Consider the following 17,905-nt stretch of genomic DNA (forward strand, 5'->3'; position numbering starts at 1 on the left):
GCCCGCACACGCAAGGACCCCGCATGTCCTCCTCGGCCCCCACCTCGGTCGAAGCAGCCCCGCTGCGCCCCGAGCCGCCGACCAGTGGCCTTGACCGCTTCTTCAGGATCTCCGAGCGGGGCTCCTCGATCCCCCGCGAGATCCGCGGCGGCCTGGCCACCTTCTTCGCGATGGCCTACATCATCGTGCTGAACCCGATCATCCTCAGCTCGGGCACCGACAAGTTCGGTCACCACCTCAACGGCGGCCAGCTGGTCACCGCCACCGTCGTGACCGCCGCCTTCACCACCCTGCTCATGGGCGTCGTCGGCAACGTCCCGATCGCGCTCGCCGCCGGGCTCGGTGTGAACAGCGTGGTCGCGCTGCAGCTCGCGCCGAAGATGAGCTGGCCGGACGCGATGGGCATGGTGGTGCTGGCCGGCTTCGCGATCATGATCCTGGTGGCGACCGGCCTGCGCGAGCGCGTGATGAACGCGGTCCCGCTCGGCCTGCGCAAGGCGATCGCCATCGGCATCGGCCTGTTCATCATGCTGATCGGCCTGGTCGACGGCGGCTTCGTCACGCGCATCCCGGACGCCGCGCACACCACCGTGCCGCTCCAGCTGGGCGCGGACGGTCACCTGAACGGGTGGCCGGTGCTGATCTTCATCCTCGGCACCCTGCTGACCCTCACCCTGATCATCCGCAGGACGCCGGGCGCGATCCTCATCAGCATCGTCGCCATGACCGGGCTCGCGGTCATCGTCGACGCGGTCGTGGACATCAAGCCCGCCGCCTGGGGCCTCACCGTCCCGCAGTGGCCGGGCAACCCGGTCGCCTCCCCGGACTTCGGGCTTCTCGGCAAGGTCAGCCTCTTCGGCGGCTTCGGCCAGGTCGGCGTGCTGACCGGTGCGCTCTTCGTCTTCACCGTGCTGCTGAGCTGCTTCTTCGACGCGATGGGCACGATCCTCGGCGTGAGTGACGAGGCGCACCTGCTGGACGACAAGGGCGACCTGCCCGGCATGAACAAGGTCCTGATGGTCGACGGCATCGCCACCGCCGCCGGTGGCTTCAGCTCCAGCTCCGCCAACACCTGCTTCGCGGAGTCCACCGCCGGTGCGGGCGAGGGCGCGCGCACCGGGCTGGCCTCGGTCGTCACCGGCCTGCTGTTCGTGGTCGCGCTGTTCCTCACGCCGGTCGCCACCATGGTCCCGGCCCAGGCAGCCACTCCCGCGCTGGTCGCGGTGGGCTTCCTGATCCTTGCGGGCGGCATCCGGGACATCGACTGGAGCGACTTCACGATCGCCGTCCCGGCGTTCCTGACCATGCTGCTGATGCCGTTCACGTACTCCATCACCAATGGCATCGGCATCGGCTTCATCGTCTTCTGCGTGCTGCGGCTCGCCGTCGGGCGGGGCCGCGAGGTGCCGCCGGCGCTCTACGTGGTGGCGGGCGTCTTCGCCTTCTACTACCTGATGCCGGCGCTGGGGCTGGCCTCGTAGGCCGCCTCGTAGAACCTCTCGGTCTCATCGACGGAGGCCTTGAGCCGCTCGTCGAAGTCATCGCGGATGAGCGTCCGGACTATGTAGTCCTGGACGCTCATTCCGCGTTTTGCGGCATGCGCATGGAGGCGGTCCAGCAGGTCCCCGTCTATGCGCATGCTGAGCACTCTCGTAGCAGCCATGCAGCCAGGGTCCGGTCCCCATACCTCATCGCGCGGCCCTTTCCGGGACGAACTCACTCGGACGGGTGACATCGGGCACAGACGTGTTTGCCGCGCCGCCGCGGAGTTTCCTTAGCGTAGGTAATGAGCTAGCCTAAATAGCGTGACCGAACTCTCCGAGGACGACCGCGCCGCGGTCAACTCGCTGCGATCCGCCGTCATGCGGCTGTCGCGGCGGCTGCGCCACCAGCGGGTGGACGAATCGCTCAGCGCGACAGAGATGTCGGTGCTCGCCACCCTCACCCGCTGCGGCACCGCCACGCCGGGGGAGCTGGCCCGCAAGGAGCACGTCCAGCCGCCCTCGATGACCCGCATCGTGGCCATGCTCGAGGCCAAGGGCCTGGTCCGCCGGGACCCCCATCCGGACGATCGCCGCCAGGTCGTCGTCAGGCAGACCGAACAGGCCGAGGCGATGCTGGTCGAGAGCCGCCGCAAGCGGAACGCCTGGCTTGCGCAGCTCACCGAGCGCCTCACCGACGAGGAGCGCGCGGTGCTGCGCGAGGCCGCGCCCGTCCTGGAGAAGCTCGCACAGCTATAAGGAAAACCACTAACGAGGAGGCGAACCCCGATTGAGTTCGGCAGCCGCATCAGACGCCGCACCCGAACCGAAGACCGCCACGACGACGACCTTCAGCTCACTGAGAAACCGTAACTACCGGCTCTTCGCCGCAGGCGGCCTCGTCTCCAACACCGGCACCTGGATGTCCCGGATCGCCCAGGACTGGCTGGTCCTGAGCCTCACCGGCTCCTCGTTCGCCGTCGGCATCACGACCGCTCTCCAGTTCCTGCCCATGCTGCTCTTCGGGCTCTACGGCGGTGTCATCGCCGACCGCTACCCCAAGCGGCAGATCCTGCTCTGCACCCAGGCCGCCATGGGCGCCCTCGGGCTCACCCTCGCCGCGCTGACGCTGAGTGGTCACGTCCAGGTCTGGCACGTCTACGCGATCGCCTTCGGCCTCGGCATGGTCACCGTCGTCGACAACCCCTCCCGCCAGGCCTTCGTCGTCGAAATGGTCGGCCCCGCCGATGTCCGCAACGCCGTCTCGCTGAACTCCGCCAACTTCCAGAGCGCCCGGCTGATCGGCCCCGCCGTCGCAGGCGCCCTGATCACCGCCGTCGGCAGTGGCTGGGCCTTCCTCTTCAACGGCCTGTCCTTCCTGGCGCCCCTGACCGGCCTGCTGCTCATGCGCACCGGCGAACTGCACGTCGTCCAGCGCGCTCCGCGCGGCAAGGGCCAGCTGCGCGAAGGCCTGCGCTACGTCGCCGGACGCCCCGAGCTGATCTGGCCGATCGTCCTGACGGGGTTCATCGGCACCTTCGCCTTCAACTTCCCCATCTGGCTCACCGCCTTCGTCCACGACGTCTACCACGGGGACGCCGGCATGTACGGCCTCTTCAACACCCTCATGGCCGTCGGGTCGGTGGTCGGCGCGCTGCTGGCCGCCCGCCGCGGCAAGACGCGCATGCGGCTTCTGGTCGCCGCCGCCTTCGGCTTCGGAATGCTGGAGGCCCTGGCCGCGCTGGCGCCCGCGTACTGGATCTTCGTCCTGCTGCTGGCCCCGATCGGGATCTTCGGCCTCACCTTCAACACCACGGCCAACGCCAGCATCCAGCTCGCCACCGACCCGGCGATGCGCGGCCGCGTCATGGCCCTGTTCATGATGGTCTTCGTAGGCGGCACCCCGATCGGCGGCCCCGTCATGGGCTGGGTCACCGAGACCTACGGCGCCCGGGTCGGCTTCCTGAGCGGCGGCCTCATCGCCGCCGCCGCTGCCGCCTGCGTCGGCCTGGTCCTTGCCCGGGTGGGCGGCCTGAAGGTGAAGATCGACCTCCACCCGGGGAAAGACCGTCAGCTGATCGCCCTGGTGCCTCGTGAGCCGGAGCTCGCCGCGGCCGCGTGATGCCGTGTGATCAGAAGGTGAGTTTCCAGCTGTCGATGTAGCCGGTGTCCTGGGCCGCGACGTCCTGTACGCGCAGCTTCCAGGTGCCGTTGGCCGTCTCGGTCGACGCGTTGACCGTGTAGGTCGTGATGACGTTGTCGGCCGAGTCGCTGCTGCTGGAGCTCTTCAGGCGGTATGTGCTGCCGTCCGGCGCCACGAGGTCGATCACCAGATCGCCACGCCAGGTGTGCTTGATGTCGACGGCGACCGCGAGCGCCGCGGGCGCGTTGCCGGTGACGCCGGTGACCGTGATCGGCGATTCGACGGCCGTGCTGTTGTCGCCGATCGTGACGTCGGTGGTGTTCTCGAAGCTCGTGCCGGTCGGCGGGGTCGTGGCGGTGCCGCTCAGGGTCCAGATCGCGTTGGCGATGGCGTCGCTGTTGTTGTCCAGCGCGGTGTCGTTGATGTTCGACGCGGTGTCGCAGGACGCGTGGTAGCAGGCGTCGAAGGCCTTGCCCGACGTACCGCCCCACTTCGCCGCCTGAGCGGTGGTCTTGATGTAGTCGGCCCCGCTGAACAGCCCGCCGATCGGTATCCCCGCGTCGTCGAACGGCGCGTGGTCCGAGCGGCCGTCACCCTCGGTCTCGATCTCGGTCGCGATGCCCTTCGCGGTGAACCAGTCCTTGAACACCGCTTCGATCGTGGCGTCGTCGTCATAGACGAAGTAGCCGGGGTTCGGCGACCCGATCATGTCGAAGTTCAGATACCCGTCGATCTTCGCCTTGTTGGCGGTCGAGAGGCTGTTCACGTAGTACGTCGAGCCGATCATCCCCAGCTCCTCGGCCCCCCACCAGGCGAACCGCAGATGCTTGGTCGGCTGGTAGCCACTGCTCGCGACCGTCAGCGCCGTCTCCAGGATGGCCGCCGAACCCGAGCCGTTGTCATTGATGCCCGGCCCCGCGGTCACGGAGTCCAGGTGGGCCCCGGCCATGATCACGTTGTCGGTGTCCCCGCCCGGCCAGTCCGCGATGACGTTGTAGCCGGTGGAACCGCTGGAGGTGAACGTCTGCAGCGTGGTCGTGAACCCGGCTGCGTCCAGCTTTGCCTTCACGTAGTCGACGGACGCCTTGTAACCGGCCCTGCCGTGGGCCCGGTTGCCGCTGTTGGCGGTGGCGATCGACTGGAGCTGCGTGAGGTGGGCCTTGACGTTGGTGACGGAGATGTCGGGCGCGGCGAGGGTCTGGGCGGCGGTGGCCTGCCCTGCGGGCACGGCCAGGGCGACGGCGGCGAGAGCGGCGGCGCTCAGCGCGGCCGTGAGTAAGCGGGCTTGCAGTGCTGACGACACGATGGACTCCGGGAAGGTGTGGGGGGAACTTTTACGAACACACGCCAAGTTTTGACGTGTGCATGATCCTGTGGTCTCTCCGTATGCCCGTCAAGCACATACCGGGCGTACCGCCACGAAAATCGGGCGTTGTAGGGATAACCCGGTGTCGCTCCTTCCGCCGCCGGGCGGTGGTGGCGACCGTTTGCCCCGGTTTGCCACGAGGAGAAGACTGGTCGGTGTCAAAGGAGGCGCTATGTTCGTACGCACGATCTACGCGACCGGCGACCCGGAGAAGCTCGATACGGCGGTCGACGGAATACGCACCGAGGGCCGGAAGATACTGGCGGAGCAGCCCGGATTCCGGGGCATCGGGGTGTTCACCGACCGGGAGGTCGGGAAGCTGGTGATGGGCTCCTGGTGGGAGAGCGAGAAGGCCAGGCAGGACAGCGACGAACGGCTGCGGGAGCGGCGGGCGGCGATTTTCGAGCCGTTCGCGGCGACGATGCTGATCGCGAACTACGAGGCGGTGGCCGTGCACCGGCTGCGGCAGCCGGAGGCCGGGCGTGCGGCGCTGCGGCTGAGCAGGGTGGAGTTCGATCCGGCGGACGCGGATCTGTTCGCCGAGACGTTCACCGGGACGGTGCAGCACCGGCTGGAGCTGCTGCCAGGGCTGGTTGCGTCGTCCCTGTTCCTCGACCGCGCGCGGGGGCGGGGCATCGTGAACTCGATATTCGAGGACCGCGCGGCACTGGCGGCCTCGCGGTCCGCGCAGGCGGCGGTACGGCACGAGGGCGCGGCGAAGGCGCATGTCAGCGTGTACGCGCTGGAGGAGCTCGACGTGGTCTTCGCGGAGCTGCGGCTCGACTGAGTCGTCGTTCTGTAACGGATGTAGCGGTGGTGTTCCAGGTTCGGAGGACGGCTGCGGGGCCCGCTTAGTGTTCTGGCATGAAGTGCCGCCTCGCCGTCGTGCTCGCTGCCGCCACCGCGCTGTTCGCGGGCGCCTGTGACTCGTCTTCGGAGCAGGCGCCAGTGGAGACCCGCACCGCGTCCGGCGAGGTCCGGACCGTGCTGCCGACCTGGATCAGCGGACTGCGGGTCATCGACGACCGGAAGGACATCGGCAGCTGCGGGGGGTCGATCAGAATTCCCCTGGTGCCCGGGGCGGAGGCGCTGACGCGGACGCTGCGGGAGCAGGTGACGACCTTCGGGTTCTGCGGGCAGGATGTCAGCTTCGACTTCCTGGTCGCCTCCGGGGACGTGGTGGGCGTGCAGACCACCAGCCAGTACCCGACGTCGGTGGGGAGCGGGCTCGCGTTCGCCACGTACTGGTTCGACGGCCGCTCCCGCAGGGTCGTACCGGCGCTGGGGATGATCAAGGGCGGGTCGGTAGCCCGGTACACGCGGCTCGTGGAGAAGGCGCTCAGGGGGCGGGAGGGCGCGGACGCCGCGACGGCCAAGGAGTCGCTGGAGGATCCGATCGTGCGCGAAACGACGCTGGACAATCTGGCGTTCGCGGAGAACGGGTCCCTGGTGGCGATCTTCGACCCGGGCGAGGTGGCCGTGGTGCCGGCCGGACGGCAGGAGGTGACCGTTCCGAGGGCGCAGGTGGCGCCGCTGCTGTCGGAATTCGGCCGGCGGGTGCAACGGCAGGCGATGCACCCCGGGCACAGTCTCGAGCTGGGCAGCTGAGATGAGGCTGTTCGTGGCCGTGCTGCCGCCCGAAGGCGCGCTGGAGGAACTGGACGCAGCCGTTCGGGGGCGGCTGCACGGGCTGCCGGGCACCGACGAGCTGCGGTGGACCGAGCGTGCCGGGTGGCACCTCACCCTCGCCTTCCTCGGTGAGGTGCCGGAGGAACTGCTCCCCGAGCTGACCGAGCGGCTGGACCGCGCCGCCCGGCGGCACGAGCCGTACGGCCTCGGGCTGGCCGGCGGCGGACGGTTCGGCGACCGCGCGCTCTGGACCGGGGTGGCCCGGGCCGACATGCGCAGGCTGGCCGAGTCCGCGCAAGCCGCCGCGCGCAGGGCGGGCGTGGCCGTGGCCGCCGAGCACGGCTTCCACCCGCACCTCACACTGGCCCGGCAGCGCAACCGGGGCACGGTCCCCCTGCGGCCCTTCGCCGACGCGCTCGGCGGCTTCACGGGCACCCCATGGACGGCGGACGGGATCGCTCTCGTACGCAGCCATGCCCCGGCACCGGGAGTGCCGGGGGCGCAGCCGCGCTACGAGTTGCTGCGGACCAGCCCACTGGGGCGGTGACCCCGGGGTTTCGCCCGGCGGTTAGTCTCGGTACGTGGACCCGAAGACCCGTACCCGAGTGATGACCGCCGCGCTGGTGCTGATGCTGGCCGTGGTCGTGATCGCGGCGGCCGTCCGGCCCTGACAGCCCCAAGGCAGGCCCGGCCCGGCCCTAGACCCGTTGCGCGAGCAGCTGGCCCGGCCAGTCGCCGACAGTGAAGGGCTGGACGGGCTCGAAGCCGTTGCTCCGGTAGTAGTCGACGAGCCGGCCGCCGCTCCCGGCGTAGCAGTCGACCCGCAGCAGCCCGATGCCCAGGCGACGGGTTTCGGCGACGGCATGCGCGAGGAGCGCGGCGCCGACGCCCCGCCCGGCATGGCGGCGGTCGGTCACCAGCAGGTGGATGAAGACCTCGGGCTCGTCGGCCGGAGGCACGTAGTCCTGGCTCTGCTGCCTGAGGGTGATCGTGCCGGCCGGCACGCCGTCGATCTCGGCGATCCACGGCGTGCCGGTCCGCGCGAGCTCACGGACCCGCTCGACCGCCTTCGGCCGCGCGGACCAGGGCTCGGTGCCCCACTGGCCCTCGCGGCCGTGCGCGACCAGCCATTCCACGGCGCCGTCGAGCAGCGCCAGGAGGACGGGGATGTCCTCCTCGCCACCCTGGCGAATGACGATGCCGCTCACCAGGCGAATGCCTCCGGTGACGGGCCGGTACCCGGGAAGATCTCGTCCAGCGAGGCCAGGAACTCCTCCGAGAGCTTCAGCTCGACTGCCCGCAGCGCCGAGTCCAACTGCTCCTGCGTGCGCGGGCCGACGATCGGCCCGGTCACGCCGGGGCGGGTCAGCAGCCAGGACAGGGCCACGTCGCCGGGCTGGTGGCCGTGCTTGTCGACCAGGTCCTCGTACGCCTGGACCTGCTCGCGCAGGGCGGTGTTCTTCAGCGCGTCGGCGCTGCGGCCGCTCGCGGAACGGGCCGCGCCGCCCTCGCGCTCCTTGCGCAGCGCGCCGCCCAGCAGCCCGCCGTGCAGCGGGGACCAGGGGATCACGCCGAGGCCGTAGACCTCGGCGGCCGGGATGACCTCCATCTCGGCGCGGCGCTCGGCGAGGTTGTAGAGGCACTGCTCGCTGACCAGGCCGTACGAATTCCGGCGCGCCGCAGCCTCGTTGGCGCGGGCGATGCCCCAGCCGCTGAAGTTGGAGGACCCGGCGTAGAGGATCTTGCCCTGCTGGACCAGGACGTCGATCGCCTGCCAGATCTCCTCCCAGGGGGTGTCCCGGTCGATGTGGTGGAACTGGTAGAGGTCGATGTAGTCCGTGCCGAGCCGCTTGAGCGACGCGTCGCACGCCCGGCGGATGTTGAGCGCGGACAGCTTGTCCTCGTTGGGCCAGGGGGTGTCGGTCGCGGACATGTTGCCGTAGACCTTGGTCGCCAGGACCGTCTTCTCGCGGCGGTCGCCGCCCTTGGCGAACCAGCTGCCGATGATCTCCTCGGTACGGCCCTTGTTCTCACCCCAGCCGTACACATTGGCGGTGTCGAAGAAGTTCACGCCCGCTGCGAGCGCCGAATCCATGATCGAGTGGCTGTCGGCCTCATCCGTCTGCGGGCCGAAATTCATCGTGCCGAGTACCAGTCGGCTGACCTTGAGACCGGTACGTCCAAGCTGTGTGTACTCCATGGCCGCAAGCCAATCGCTTGGAGCGCACTCGAATCAAGGGGCCGTTGCGTAGGGCGCGCCGATTCCCCACGCCTGGTGCATCGCGTCGGCGAAGGCGGCCGCCAGGCGGTGCTCGCCGGAGGCATTGGGGTGGGTGCCGTCGTAGGTGTCCAGCAGGATGTCGTACGCCGCCGGGCGGGAGGCCAGGAGCAGTGGCGAGGCGGGGGTGTCGAGGTCGGCGACCGCCTTCGCCATGCGGATGTTGAGCTCGTCGCACTCCCCCGCGAAATCCGGGTCCAGGTCGGCCCGGGTGTTCGGGATGACGGGGAGAAGGACCGCGGCGATGTCCGCGTTCGCGGTCCGGGCGTTGGCGATGAAGGTGCGCAGATTCGCCTCGGTCTGCTCGGCGTTCGTATAGAAGCCGAGGTCGATCAGGCCGAGTGAGATGAGCAGTACGTCGGGGCGGTTCTTCCTGACCTCGTCCGCGATCATCGGTGCCATGTGCAGCCAGCCCTCGCCCCAGCCGGCGAGGTGGCGCCGGGCACGCTCCGGGAAGGACGGGTCGGCGTAGTCGTACGAGGTCGGGGTGTCCGTCGCCTTCTCATGCAGGGTGCTGCGCGGGCCGACGATCGCGAACGGCTCGTCCAGGTGGGCGCGCAGGTGCTGCCACATGCGGTAGCGCCATGTGTAGTCCCCCGCCGCGCCGATCGTCATCGAGTCCCCGACGAACATGAAACGCACGGTGTTCCCTCCGGGTCCGGCACTCTGCCGGACCGGTGCCCGGAGCACGTTGCATCATCGCGGATGTGATCGGCCCCGGGCCACGCGGCGCGGCGTGACCTCTGCCACGGCGCCGTCGGGTACGGCCCGTCGCCGGGTGCGGGTGGGCCGGGGTGGCAGGCTTGGCGCATGCGCTCCCTCGTAGTTGTCGCCGTCGGCCTGTTCATGGCATGCCTCGCCGCGGGCCCCGCCGCCGCCGACGACGGATCGCCGAGCTCGTTCACGATCACGGACTCACGGATCACGGAGTCGAGCGGGCTGGCGGCCAGCAGCCTCCACAAGGGCATCTACTGGACGCACAACGACAGCGACGACGGACCGTACGTCTACGCGGTCGACTCCGCCACGGGCAAGACCGTGGCGACCGTCACGATGCGCGGGGTAGGCAGCCCGCGCGACGTCGAGGCGATCTCGATCGGCCCGGACGACCAGATCTATGTCGGAGACATCGGCGACAACCTGGGCGGCAGCTGGGACCACGTGTGGATCTACCGCTTTCCGGAGCCGAAGCAGCTGAAGAACATGACGGTGACGGCGACCCAGTACGTGGTCCGCTATCAGGACGGAGCCCGTAACGCGGAATCGCTGGTGATCCACCCGAAGACGGGGCGGGCGTACATCGTGAGCAAGAACGAGGACGGCGGCGGGCTCTACGAAGGCCCGAAGACGCTCAGCGCGTCCGGGGTCAACATCTTCCGCCGGATCGCCGACATCCCGCTGTGGGCGACGGATGCCGCCTTCTCGCCGGACGGGACCCGGCTGGTGGTACGGGGGTATTTCAACGCTGAGATGTACCGCTGGTCCGGGGGCGCGCCGCATGACATCGGTGATCTGGACGTGCCCTTGCAGCGGCAGGGAGAGTCGGTGACGTTCACGCCGGACGGGCGGGCGCTGATGTACGGCTCGGAGGGCGAGCAGAGCGATGTGACGCGGGAGGAGCTGAGCGGGAAGGACCTGCCGGAGTCGGTCGGCTCGGCGTCGGCGGGGGCGTCGGCTCCGGCGTCCTCGTCGCAGCAGCCGACCGACTCCGGTGGGAAGTCGGCCGGCAACATCACGGTCGGGCTGGTCACCCTCGCGGGCGTGGCGGCCGTGATCCTTGCGGGGCGGCGCCTGTTCCGGCGCCGCGCCTAGGGCCTGTCCGGCGGATCATGGCCGGGTCCGCGACGCCTGGCACGGCACCTCGCGGCGTTGCCGGAATGCCCACAGACGAACCAGTCTGCGGGCATTCCGGCGCCTTGCGATGCACCGCCCGTCGCGCCAGCGGCTGATGTCACTGCGACGCCGCGGCCTATCCGACCCTGATCCGCCGGACAGGCCCTAGGCGCGGTGGCCGCGCTGGTTCACCGGGTCCGTCCGGTGGCCGGTTCCGTCCTCAATCGCCGGACGGGCTGAATTCAGCCTGTCCGGCGATTGAGGACACGGCGCAGTCGGCGGCTGCGCAACGCCGCGAACGTTCGCGGTCACCGTGCTGGACGATGATCAGAGGCGCTCGATGACGTAGTCGATCGACGCCGTCAGCGCCTCGACATCGGCCGGGTCGACGGCCGGGAACATCGCGACGCGCAGCTGGTTGCGGCCGAGCTTGCGGTAGGGCTCGGTGTCGACGATGCCGTTGGCGCGCAGCACCTTGGCGATGGCGGCGGCGTCGATGCCGTCGGCGAAGTCGATGGTGCCGACGACCTGGGAGCGCTTGGCCGGGTCCGTGACGAACGGCGTGGCGTACGCGGACTTCTCGGCCCAGGTGTAGAGGCGCGAGGAGGAGTCGGCGGTGCGCGCGACGGCCCAGTCGAGGCCGCCCTGGCCGTTGATCCACTCAAGCTGGTCGTTGAGGAGGAAGACGGTGGCCAGCGCCGGGGTGTTGTAGGTCTGGTTCTTCTTCGAGTTGTCGATGGCGGTCGGCAGGTCGAAGAAGGCCGGGATGTGGCGGCCGGAGGCGGCGATCTCGGCGGCGCGGTCCAGCGCGGCGGGGGAGAAGGCGGCGAGCCAGAGGCCGCCGTCGGCCGCGAAGGACTTCTGGGGGGCGAAGTAGTAGACGTCGGTCTCGGCGATGTCGACGGGCAGGCCGCCGGCGCCGGAGGTGGCGTCGACCAGGACGAGGGAGCCCTCGTCGGCGCCGGCGATCCGCTTGATGGGGAGGGCGACGCCGGTGGAGGTCTCGTTGTGCGTGAGGCCGTAGACGTCGACGCCGGCCTCGGCGACCGCCTCGGGGTGGGTGCCGGGGTCGGAGGCGATGACGGTCGGGGCGTCGAGCCAGGGCGCGAGCTTGGCGGCCGTCGCGAACTTCGAGGAGAACTCACCGAAGTTGAGGTGCTGCGACTTCTGCCGGATCAGCCCGTGGGTGGCGATGTCCCAGAACGCGGTGGAACCGCCGTTGCCGAGCACCACCTCGTAGCCCTCGGGGAGGGAGAAGAGCTGCCGGATGCCCTCACGCACCTGGCCCACCAGGTTCTTCACCGGGGCCTGGCGGTGGGACGTGCCGAGCAGGGATGTACCAGTGGCCGCGAGCGCGCTCAGCGCCTCCGGCCGCACCTTGGAGGGACCCGAGCCGAAACGACCGTCGGCGGGCTTGATGTCAGCGGGGATCTGGATGTCGACCACGGGCGCAGCCTAATCCGTTACGGAGGCGTTTCGGATGCTGGTCCAGCCGATGAGACATGTTTCAGGGGGCAGTCTGGGGTCATGAGTGATCGCGAGGAGCTGGAGCGGGCGCTGCGCGCCGCCGTACGTGGCGATGTCGCCTTCGACGCGCAGAGCCGGGCGCTGATGACGATGGACGCGTCCAACTACCGCCGCGTGCCCGACGGCGTCGTCGCCCCGCGCGACGCCGACGATGTGGCGGCCGCCCTGGCGGTGTGCCGGGAGCACGGCGTGCCCGTCGTGCCGCGCGGCGGCGGGACCTCGATCGCCGGGCAGGCGACGGGGACAGGTGTCGTCCTCGACTTCACGCGGCACATGACCGGGATCCTGGAGCTGGACGCACAGGCCCGTACGGCCCGCGTGCAGCCCGGCGTCGTGTTGGACGATCTCCGGCGCGAGGCGGGGGCGTACGGGCTGACCTTCGGGCCGGATCCCTCGACGCACAGCAGGTGCACCCTCGGCGGGATGATCGGCAACAACGCGTGCGGCTCGCACTCCGTGGCCTGGGGGACGACCGCCGACAACGTGATCGCGCTCGACACGCTCACCTACGGCGGGCAGCGGCTGCGCACCGACCAGCCGCTGCGCGCGGACCTGCGAGACCTGGCCGACGCGAATCTCGCGCTGCTTCGCACCGGCTTTCCCGAACTGCCGCGCCGGATCTCGGGATACGCGCTCGACGCGCTGCTGCCGGAGCGCGGGCGGGACCTGGCGCGGGCGCTGACCGGCAGCGAGGGCACGCTGGCCGTGGTGACCGAGGCGGTGGTGCGGCTCGTGGAGGCACCACGCGAGCGCGTGCTCGTGGTGCTCGGGTACGCCGACGAGACCGCCGCCGCCGAGGCCGCGGCCGGGCTCCTGGCGCACCGGCCGCTGACGATGGAGGGGATGGCCTCCGACCTGGTGGGCGGGGCAGCGGCCCGGGAGCTGCTGCCCGCAGGGGGCGCCTGGCTCTTCGCGGAGATGCCGGGCGTGGGGGAGGCGGAGGCGCTGCTCCGGGCCGCCGGGGCCGACAGCGGCGCCGTGGTCACCGATCCGGCGGCCCAGCGGGCGCTGTGGCGGATCCGGGAGGACGCGGCCGGGACGGCGACCCGGATGGCCGACGGCAGTGAGGCCTGGCCGGGCTGGGAGGACTGCGCGGTGCCGCCGGCCCGGCTGGGGGCGTATCTGCGGGACTTCCGGGCGCTGCTGGGCGAGCACGGGCTCCGGGGAGCGCCGTACGGGCACTTCGGCGACGGATGCATCCACGTACGCATCGACTTCGACCTGCTGGGGGCACGAGGGATCGCGCAATTCCGTCGGTTCTCGGAACAGGTGGCGGATCTCGTCGTGGCTCATGGCGGCTCGCTGTCGGGCGAGCACGGCGACGGGCAGGCGCGAGCCGAACTGCTGCCGCGTATGTACGGCAGCGAGATGGTCGCTCTCTTTGGACGTTTCAAGGATCTGCTGGATCCGGCCGGTGGGCTGAATCCCGGGATGCTTGTTCGACCGTACGGGCTCGACACGAATCTCCGCTTCGAGGTCCTGCCCCGCGAACCGGTCGATGTGAAGTTCACCTATCCGGATGACGGAGGCGACTTCTCGGCGGCGGTTCGGCGCTGTGTGGGCGTCGCCAAGTGCCGCGAGCCGTCGTCCGCGTCGTCCTCAGTGGGCGTGATGTGCCCCTCGTTCCGGGCAACCGGCGAGGAGCGGCACTCCACGCGGGGGCGGGCTCGGCTGCTGCACGAGATGCTCGCGGGCGAGGTCGTGCGCGAGGGCTGGCGCTCGGAGGAGGTGCGGGACGCCCTTGACCTGTGCCTGTCCTGCAAGGGCTGCCGCTCCGACTGCCCGGTCGGCGTCGACATGGCCACGTACAAGGCGGAATTCCTGCACCACCACTACGCGGGGCGGGTGCGGCCCGCCGCCCATTACGTGATGGGCAGGCTGCCGGTGTGGCTGCGGGCGGTGCCGTCCTTCGCGCGGCGTCCGCTCAACGCGCTGGCGCGCGTACGGCTGCTGGCGGCGCCGGTGAAGCGGCTGGGCGGGATCGCGGCCGAGCGCGCGATTCCCGGACTGGCCGAGGAGCGCTTCACGCGCTGGTGGCGGCGGCGGGGTGATTCCGCGGTGGGCGGTGGCCGAGCCGTGCTGCTGTGGCCCGACACCTTCACCGAGCACCTGTCGCCGGAGGCAGGCCGGGCGGCGGTTCGGGTCCTGGAGGCCGCCGGGCTGCGGGTCGTGCTCCCGCCCGGCGATGTGTGCTGTGGCCTGACCTGGGTGTCGACCGGCCAGCTCGATCACGCCCGCCGCGTCATGCGGCGCACTCTGGAGCGCCTGGCCCCGCTGCTGGCCGAGGGCCTCCCCGTGGTGGTGCTGGAGCCGAGCTGTGCGGCGGCCCTGCGCAGCGACCTCAGGGAACTGCTGGGCGACAACGCCCTGAGCGCCTCCGTACGCACCTTCGCCCAGGCCCTGGAGGAGTACGCCCCCGACTGGACCCCGCCCCGGCTCGACCGTCCCGTCACCGGCCAGACCCACTGCCACCAGCACGCCGTCCTCGGCGACGCGGCGGAGCGGCGGCTCCGCGACCGCGCCGGACTCACGGGCGACCTGGTCGGCGGCTGCTGCGGGCTCGCCGGCAACTTCGGTTTCGAGCGCGGGCACTTCGACGTCTCCGTCGCCTGTGCGGAGGACCGGCTGCTGCCGGCGGTGCGGGGTGCCGCACCGGGGGCGGCGGTTCTGGCTGACGGTTTCTCGTGCCGTACGCAGCTTGAGCAGCTGGCGGGGGTCCGGGCACGGCATCTGGCGGAGCTTCTGGCGGAGGCATTGTGACCCGGCCTCAGATGTGAACCGGCCTCAGATCCGGGCCGTGCCGGCGACCTCCGCCAGGAACCGTTCGAGCGCCTCGCACCAGGCCTCGGGCTGGTCCCAGGGGACGAGGTGGCCGGCGTCGGGGATTTCGGCGTAGGAGCCGCGGGGGAGGACGCGGACCATTTCCTGGGCTTCGGCGCGGCCGAGCTCGCCGTCCCAGCCGCGCACGACGAGGGCGGGACAGCGGACCTGGGAGAGCTCGTCCCAGTGGGAGTCCAGGGCCCAGGCCTCGCGGGAGCGGAGCATGTGGCGGCGGGCGAAGACGGGACGCCAGCCGTCGGGGCCTTCGGTCATGACGTCGGCGAAGAAGCCGCCGCGGGTGGGGCGGGGGCGCTCCAGCCAGGGGTCGTCCTGGGCGAACCAGCGGTGGGCGGCGGCGAGGGTGGGGAAGGGCAGCGGCCAGGCGTTGAACCAGGTCTCCCAGGCACGCTGGCTCTGCTCCCCGAGGGCGGAGGCGCGCATGTCGCAGATGACGACGGCGCTGACCAGGTCGGGGCGGCGGGCGGCGAGCTGCCAGGCGGTAAGGGCGCCCATGGAATGGCCGATGAGGACGGCCGGGCCGAGGTGCAGCTGTTCGATTGCCGACTCGGCATCCGAGACATAGGCGTCCCGGCTGTAAGGGCCCTCGGGCTTGCCGCTGCTGCCGTGGCCGCGCTGGTCGAGGGCGACGGCGCGGTAGCGGGGGGCGAGCCGGCGGGCGGTGGCGCCCCAGTGGGAGGCGCGGCCCATGAGGCCGTGCAGTAGCAGGACTGCGGGCAGGCCGACGGGCTGGGACGGCTGGGGGGTCGGCTCGGACGGCTCGGCGGCGTACTCCCACGCGGTCAGCGGGACGGAGCCCGCTCCGGTGATGTCGATGCGCCTGACCATGTGCCGCACCCCCTTCGTGACGTTCTCAGCCACCACGCTATCGAACCTAAGTTCGAAAAGCGCCTTCACACGCGCAACACCGCTCTTTCGAGTGACAACGCTCAAGGATTGGCGGCCCGTGCCGAGGGGAGGACTTCAGCGGGACGCGGTCCGGAGGGGAAGACGGGCAGCGGGGAGCCACCCGGAAAGCTCGGGGTTCCGGGTGACTCCAGGGGATGCAGGGGAGGGAATGGGGGAGGAGGGGCCCCGGCGCGCAAAGCGTCGGGGCCCTCGAAGCGAAAAGGCAGCCGTACGGCCGGGCAGCCGCCATGGCAGGCGCTCGCTGCACGCTGAAGCCGCGCCAGGGGCCGGGGCCCTGGCCTGGGCCCAGATCGGGGCCGCGGTCGGCGCAGGCCGGGCAGGGAATCCGGCTACCGCTTGGCCACGAAGACATGCGAGGCGTTTTCCGAGCTCAGCTCCGCCGCCTCACCGCCGCTGCCGACCAGCACACCGCCCGCCGAAGGCGTCACGCTCACCACGGCACCCGGCTGCACGCCGGCCCGCCGCAGCGTGTACATCAGCTGCGCGTCCGTCTGGGCCGGCTCACCGATCCGCCGTACGACCACGCTGGCCCCGCCCGGCCCCGGATCCAGCTCGGACAGGCTGACCATGCCCTCGTCCAGGAACGGGTCGGCGCCGTCCTTCTCGCCCAGTTCCTCCAGGCCCGGGATCGGATTCCCGTACGGCGACTCGGTCGGGTGCCGCAGCAGCTCCAGAACGCGGCGCTCGACGGCCTCGCTCATCACGTGCTCCCAGCGGCACGCCTCCGCGTGCACCTGCTCCCACTCCAGGCCGATCACGTCGACCAGCAGGCATTCGGCCAGCCGGTGCTTGCGCATGACGCGTGTCGCGATCCGGCGGCCCTCGTCCGTCAGCTCCAGGTGGCGGTCCCCGGCGACGTGCACAAGCCCGTCCCGCTCCATCCGCGCCACCGTCTGGCTCACCGTGGGGCCGCTCTGGTCGAGCCGCTCCGCGATTCGGGCGCGCATGGGGACCACACCCTCCTCTTCCAGCTCCAGGATGGTGCGGAGATACATCTCCGTAGTGTCAATGAGTCCCGACATGCGTGCCCCTCGATGGCTCGTGCGTGGCCCTGCACCAATTCTGACGCATCCCACCGACAACCGGCCCCGCCGCGTGGTTGACAGCGGCCCGCACGGCCCTCCACGGTTCTCCGCATGACCGATCCGGCAGCCCCCACGGGCCAGCAGTACATCGATTCCGCCATCACGCTGCTACAGCGCGTACGGGACGAGGAGGGCGCCGCCGTTACGGCCGCGGGCGCCGCGCTCGCCGACGCCGTCGCCGGTGGTGGCCGGATCTTCGCCTTCGGGGCAGGCCACTCCTCGCTCGCCGCCCAGGACCTCGTCTACCGCGCGGGCGGACTTGCCCTGGTCAACCTGCTGTCGGTGCCCGGCGCGGTCGGCGTGGATGTCGTGCCGGCCACCCTGGGCAGTGCTCTGGAGCGGGTCGAGGGCCTGGCCCGCGTCGTCCTCGACACGTCCCCGGCCAGGGCCGGGGACGTGCTGATCATCATCTCGCTGTCGGGCCGCAACACCCTGCCGGTGGAGATGGCCCAGCACGCCCGGACCCTCGGGCTGAAAGTGATCGGTGTCACATCGGTCGCGTACGCGAAGGAGACCACTTCGCGGAATTCCTCCGGGACCTTCCTGAAGGATCACTGCGACATCGTGCTGGATTCCAAGATCGCCGTCGGCGACACGGTGCTCACGGACCCGGGTATCCCGGCCCCGTTCGCTCCCGCGTCGACCGTCGTGACGAGCGGGCTGCTCCAGGCGGTGGTGGCCACCGCCGCGGTCGTGCTGGCCGAGCGCGGCGTCACCCCGCCGATGCTGCGCTCCGGCAACGTGGACGGCGGCCACGAGTGGAACGCGGAGCTGATCCGGACGTACGGGGACCGGATCTTCTGGCAGCAGTGATCA

17 protein-coding genes are annotated in these 17,905 nt (G+C 70.8%); 9 read left to right on the plus strand and 8 right to left on the minus strand.

Translation table 11 applies throughout. The annotated features are described in order from the left end of the window. Positions 1 to 23: 23 nt before the first annotated feature. The gene (locus tag OG607_RS25950) at positions 24 to 1,481 is read left to right on the plus strand and encodes an NCS2 family permease (RefSeq protein WP_405728066.1); all 1,458 of its coding nucleotides are present in this window, start codon (positions 24 to 26) and stop codon (positions 1,479 to 1,481) included. Here OG607_RS25950 and OG607_RS25955 read toward each other — a convergent pair. Then, positions 1,448 to 1,663, minus strand: a complete 216-nt coding sequence (locus tag OG607_RS25955; protein WP_405728069.1) for a ribbon-helix-helix protein, CopG family — start codon at positions 1,661 to 1,663, stop codon at positions 1,448 to 1,450. The two genes, OG607_RS25950 and OG607_RS25955, sit on opposite strands and share 34 nt — an antisense overlap. 199 nt (positions 1,664 to 1,862) lie before the next feature. Here OG607_RS25955 and OG607_RS25960 point away from each other — a divergent pair, with 199 nt between their 5' ends. Further along, positions 1,863 to 2,240, plus strand: a complete 378-nt coding sequence (locus tag OG607_RS25960; protein ID WP_405737044.1) for a MarR family winged helix-turn-helix transcriptional regulator — start codon at positions 1,863 to 1,865, stop codon at positions 2,238 to 2,240. A gap of 31 nt (positions 2,241 to 2,271) precedes the next feature. After that, positions 2,272 to 3,603, plus strand: a complete 1,332-nt coding sequence (locus tag OG607_RS25965) for an MFS transporter (RefSeq protein ID WP_405728072.1) — start codon at positions 2,272 to 2,274, stop codon at positions 3,601 to 3,603. Between the two features lie 10 nt (positions 3,604 to 3,613). On the opposite strand, the gene OG607_RS25970 is transcribed toward OG607_RS25965, so the two are convergent. Further along, the gene (locus OG607_RS25970) at positions 3,614 to 4,927 is read right to left on the minus strand and encodes a M28 family metallopeptidase (protein WP_405728075.1); all 1,314 of its coding nucleotides are present in this window, start codon (positions 4,925 to 4,927) and stop codon (positions 3,614 to 3,616) included. Positions 4,928 to 5,162: 235 nt separating this feature from the next. Here OG607_RS25970 and OG607_RS25975 point away from each other — a divergent pair, with 235 nt between their 5' ends. The 3 genes from OG607_RS25975 to thpR all read left to right on the plus strand — a co-directional run bounded on the left by OG607_RS25975 (position 5,163) and on the right by thpR (position 7,166). Beyond that, a complete protein-coding gene (locus OG607_RS25975) occupies positions 5,163 to 5,777 on the plus strand; it encodes an antibiotic biosynthesis monooxygenase (RefSeq protein ID WP_405728078.1) in 615 nt (204 codons plus the stop codon). Between the two features lie 77 nt (positions 5,778 to 5,854). Further along, positions 5,855 to 6,598 carry an RsiV family protein gene (locus OG607_RS25980; protein ID WP_405728081.1) on the plus strand — a complete coding sequence of 248 codons (744 nt, stop codon included), beginning with the start codon at positions 5,855 to 5,857 and terminating at the stop codon, positions 6,596 to 6,598. A gap of 1 nt (position 6,599) precedes the next feature. Beyond that, positions 6,600 to 7,166, plus strand: a complete 567-nt coding sequence (gene thpR / locus OG607_RS25985) for an RNA 2',3'-cyclic phosphodiesterase (protein ID WP_405728084.1) — start codon at positions 6,600 to 6,602, stop codon at positions 7,164 to 7,166. 151 nt (positions 7,167 to 7,317) lie between these two features. Here the strand turns inward: thpR and OG607_RS25990 are convergent, their stop codons facing one another. The 3 genes from OG607_RS25990 to OG607_RS26000 are packed head-to-tail and all read right to left on the minus strand — an operon-like array spanning position 7,318 to position 9,530. Then, positions 7,318 to 7,818, minus strand: coding sequence for a GNAT family N-acetyltransferase (locus OG607_RS25990; protein WP_405737047.1), 501 nt, complete (start codon positions 7,816 to 7,818; stop codon positions 7,318 to 7,320). Positions 7,819 to 7,823: 5 nt separating this feature from the next. Beyond that, positions 7,824 to 8,819, minus strand: coding sequence for an aldo/keto reductase (locus OG607_RS25995; RefSeq protein ID WP_405728087.1), 996 nt, complete (start codon positions 8,817 to 8,819; stop codon positions 7,824 to 7,826). Positions 8,820 to 8,852: 33 nt separating this feature from the next. Next, positions 8,853 to 9,530 carry a GDSL-type esterase/lipase family protein gene (locus tag OG607_RS26000; protein ID WP_405728090.1) on the minus strand — a complete coding sequence of 226 codons (678 nt, stop codon included), beginning with the start codon at positions 9,528 to 9,530 and terminating at the stop codon, positions 8,853 to 8,855. Positions 9,531 to 9,707: 177 nt separating this feature from the next. Between OG607_RS26000 and OG607_RS26005 the strand changes: the two genes are divergently transcribed. Further along, the gene (locus tag OG607_RS26005) at positions 9,708 to 10,709 is read left to right on the plus strand and encodes a hypothetical protein (RefSeq protein WP_405728093.1); all 1,002 of its coding nucleotides are present in this window, start codon (positions 9,708 to 9,710) and stop codon (positions 10,707 to 10,709) included. Positions 10,710 to 11,057: 348 nt separating this feature from the next. Here OG607_RS26005 and serC read toward each other — a convergent pair whose 3' ends face one another. Then, positions 11,058 to 12,176, minus strand: coding sequence for a phosphoserine transaminase (gene serC, locus OG607_RS26010; RefSeq protein WP_405728096.1), 1,119 nt, complete (start codon positions 12,174 to 12,176; stop codon positions 11,058 to 11,060). An 81-nt stretch (positions 12,177 to 12,257) separates the two neighbouring features. Here serC and OG607_RS26015 point away from each other — a divergent pair, with 81 nt between their 5' ends. Next, positions 12,258 to 15,017 (plus strand): FAD-binding and (Fe-S)-binding domain-containing protein, encoded by a 2,760-nt coding sequence (locus OG607_RS26015; RefSeq protein ID WP_405728099.1) that lies wholly within the window; start codon positions 12,258 to 12,260, stop codon positions 15,015 to 15,017. 24 nt (positions 15,018 to 15,041) lie between these two features. Here the strand turns inward: OG607_RS26015 and OG607_RS26020 are convergent, their stop codons facing one another. Together OG607_RS26020 and OG607_RS26025 are read right to left on the minus strand one after the other, a co-directional pair. Then, positions 15,042 to 15,923 (minus strand): alpha/beta fold hydrolase, encoded by an 882-nt coding sequence (locus OG607_RS26020; protein ID WP_405737049.1) that lies wholly within the window; start codon positions 15,921 to 15,923, stop codon positions 15,042 to 15,044. A 410-nt stretch (positions 15,924 to 16,333) separates the two neighbouring features. Continuing rightward, positions 16,334 to 17,026, minus strand: a complete 693-nt coding sequence (locus OG607_RS26025) for a metal-dependent transcriptional regulator (RefSeq protein WP_405728102.1) — start codon at positions 17,024 to 17,026, stop codon at positions 16,334 to 16,336. 114 nt (positions 17,027 to 17,140) lie between these two features. Between OG607_RS26025 and OG607_RS26030 the strand changes: the two genes are divergently transcribed. Continuing rightward, positions 17,141 to 17,902, plus strand: coding sequence for an SIS domain-containing protein (locus tag OG607_RS26030; protein ID WP_405728105.1), 762 nt, complete (start codon positions 17,141 to 17,143; stop codon positions 17,900 to 17,902). Positions 17,903 to 17,905: the final 3 nt, after the last annotated feature.

The organism is Streptomyces sp. NBC_01537 (assembly GCF_045040445.1).
Taxonomy (GTDB): Bacteria; Actinomycetota; Actinomycetes; order Streptomycetales; family Streptomycetaceae; genus Actinacidiphila.

Coding starts and splice junctions, on each gene's coding strand:
- OG607_RS25950 (WP_405728066.1), top strand. CDS start 24: ATGTCCTCCTCGGCCCCCACCTCGGTCGAAGCAGCCCCGCTGCGCCCC.
- OG607_RS25955 (WP_405728069.1), bottom strand. CDS start 1,663: ATGGCTGCTACGAGAGTGCTCAGCATGCGCATAGACGGGGACCTGCTG.
- OG607_RS25960 (WP_405737044.1), top strand. CDS start 1,863: ATGCGGCTGTCGCGGCGGCTGCGCCACCAGCGGGTGGACGAATCGCTC.
- OG607_RS25975 (WP_405728078.1), top strand. CDS start 5,163: ATGTTCGTACGCACGATCTACGCGACCGGCGACCCGGAGAAGCTCGAT.
- OG607_RS25980 (WP_405728081.1), top strand. CDS start 5,855: ATGAAGTGCCGCCTCGCCGTCGTGCTCGCTGCCGCCACCGCGCTGTTC.
- thpR (WP_405728084.1), top strand. CDS start 6,600: ATGAGGCTGTTCGTGGCCGTGCTGCCGCCCGAAGGCGCGCTGGAGGAA.
- OG607_RS25995 (WP_405728087.1), bottom strand. CDS start 8,819: ATGGAGTACACACAGCTTGGACGTACCGGTCTCAAGGTCAGCCGACTG.
- OG607_RS26000 (WP_405728090.1), bottom strand. CDS start 9,530: ATGTTCGTCGGGGACTCGATGACGATCGGCGCGGCGGGGGACTACACA.
- OG607_RS26005 (WP_405728093.1), top strand. CDS start 9,708: ATGCGCTCCCTCGTAGTTGTCGCCGTCGGCCTGTTCATGGCATGCCTC.
- OG607_RS26015 (WP_405728099.1), top strand. CDS start 12,258: ATGAGTGATCGCGAGGAGCTGGAGCGGGCGCTGCGCGCCGCCGTACGT.
- OG607_RS26020 (WP_405737049.1), bottom strand. CDS start 15,923: ATGGTCAGGCGCATCGACATCACCGGAGCGGGCTCCGTCCCGCTGACC.
- OG607_RS26025 (WP_405728102.1), bottom strand. CDS start 17,026: ATGTCGGGACTCATTGACACTACGGAGATGTATCTCCGCACCATCCTG.
- OG607_RS26030 (WP_405728105.1), top strand. CDS start 17,141: ATGACCGATCCGGCAGCCCCCACGGGCCAGCAGTACATCGATTCCGCC.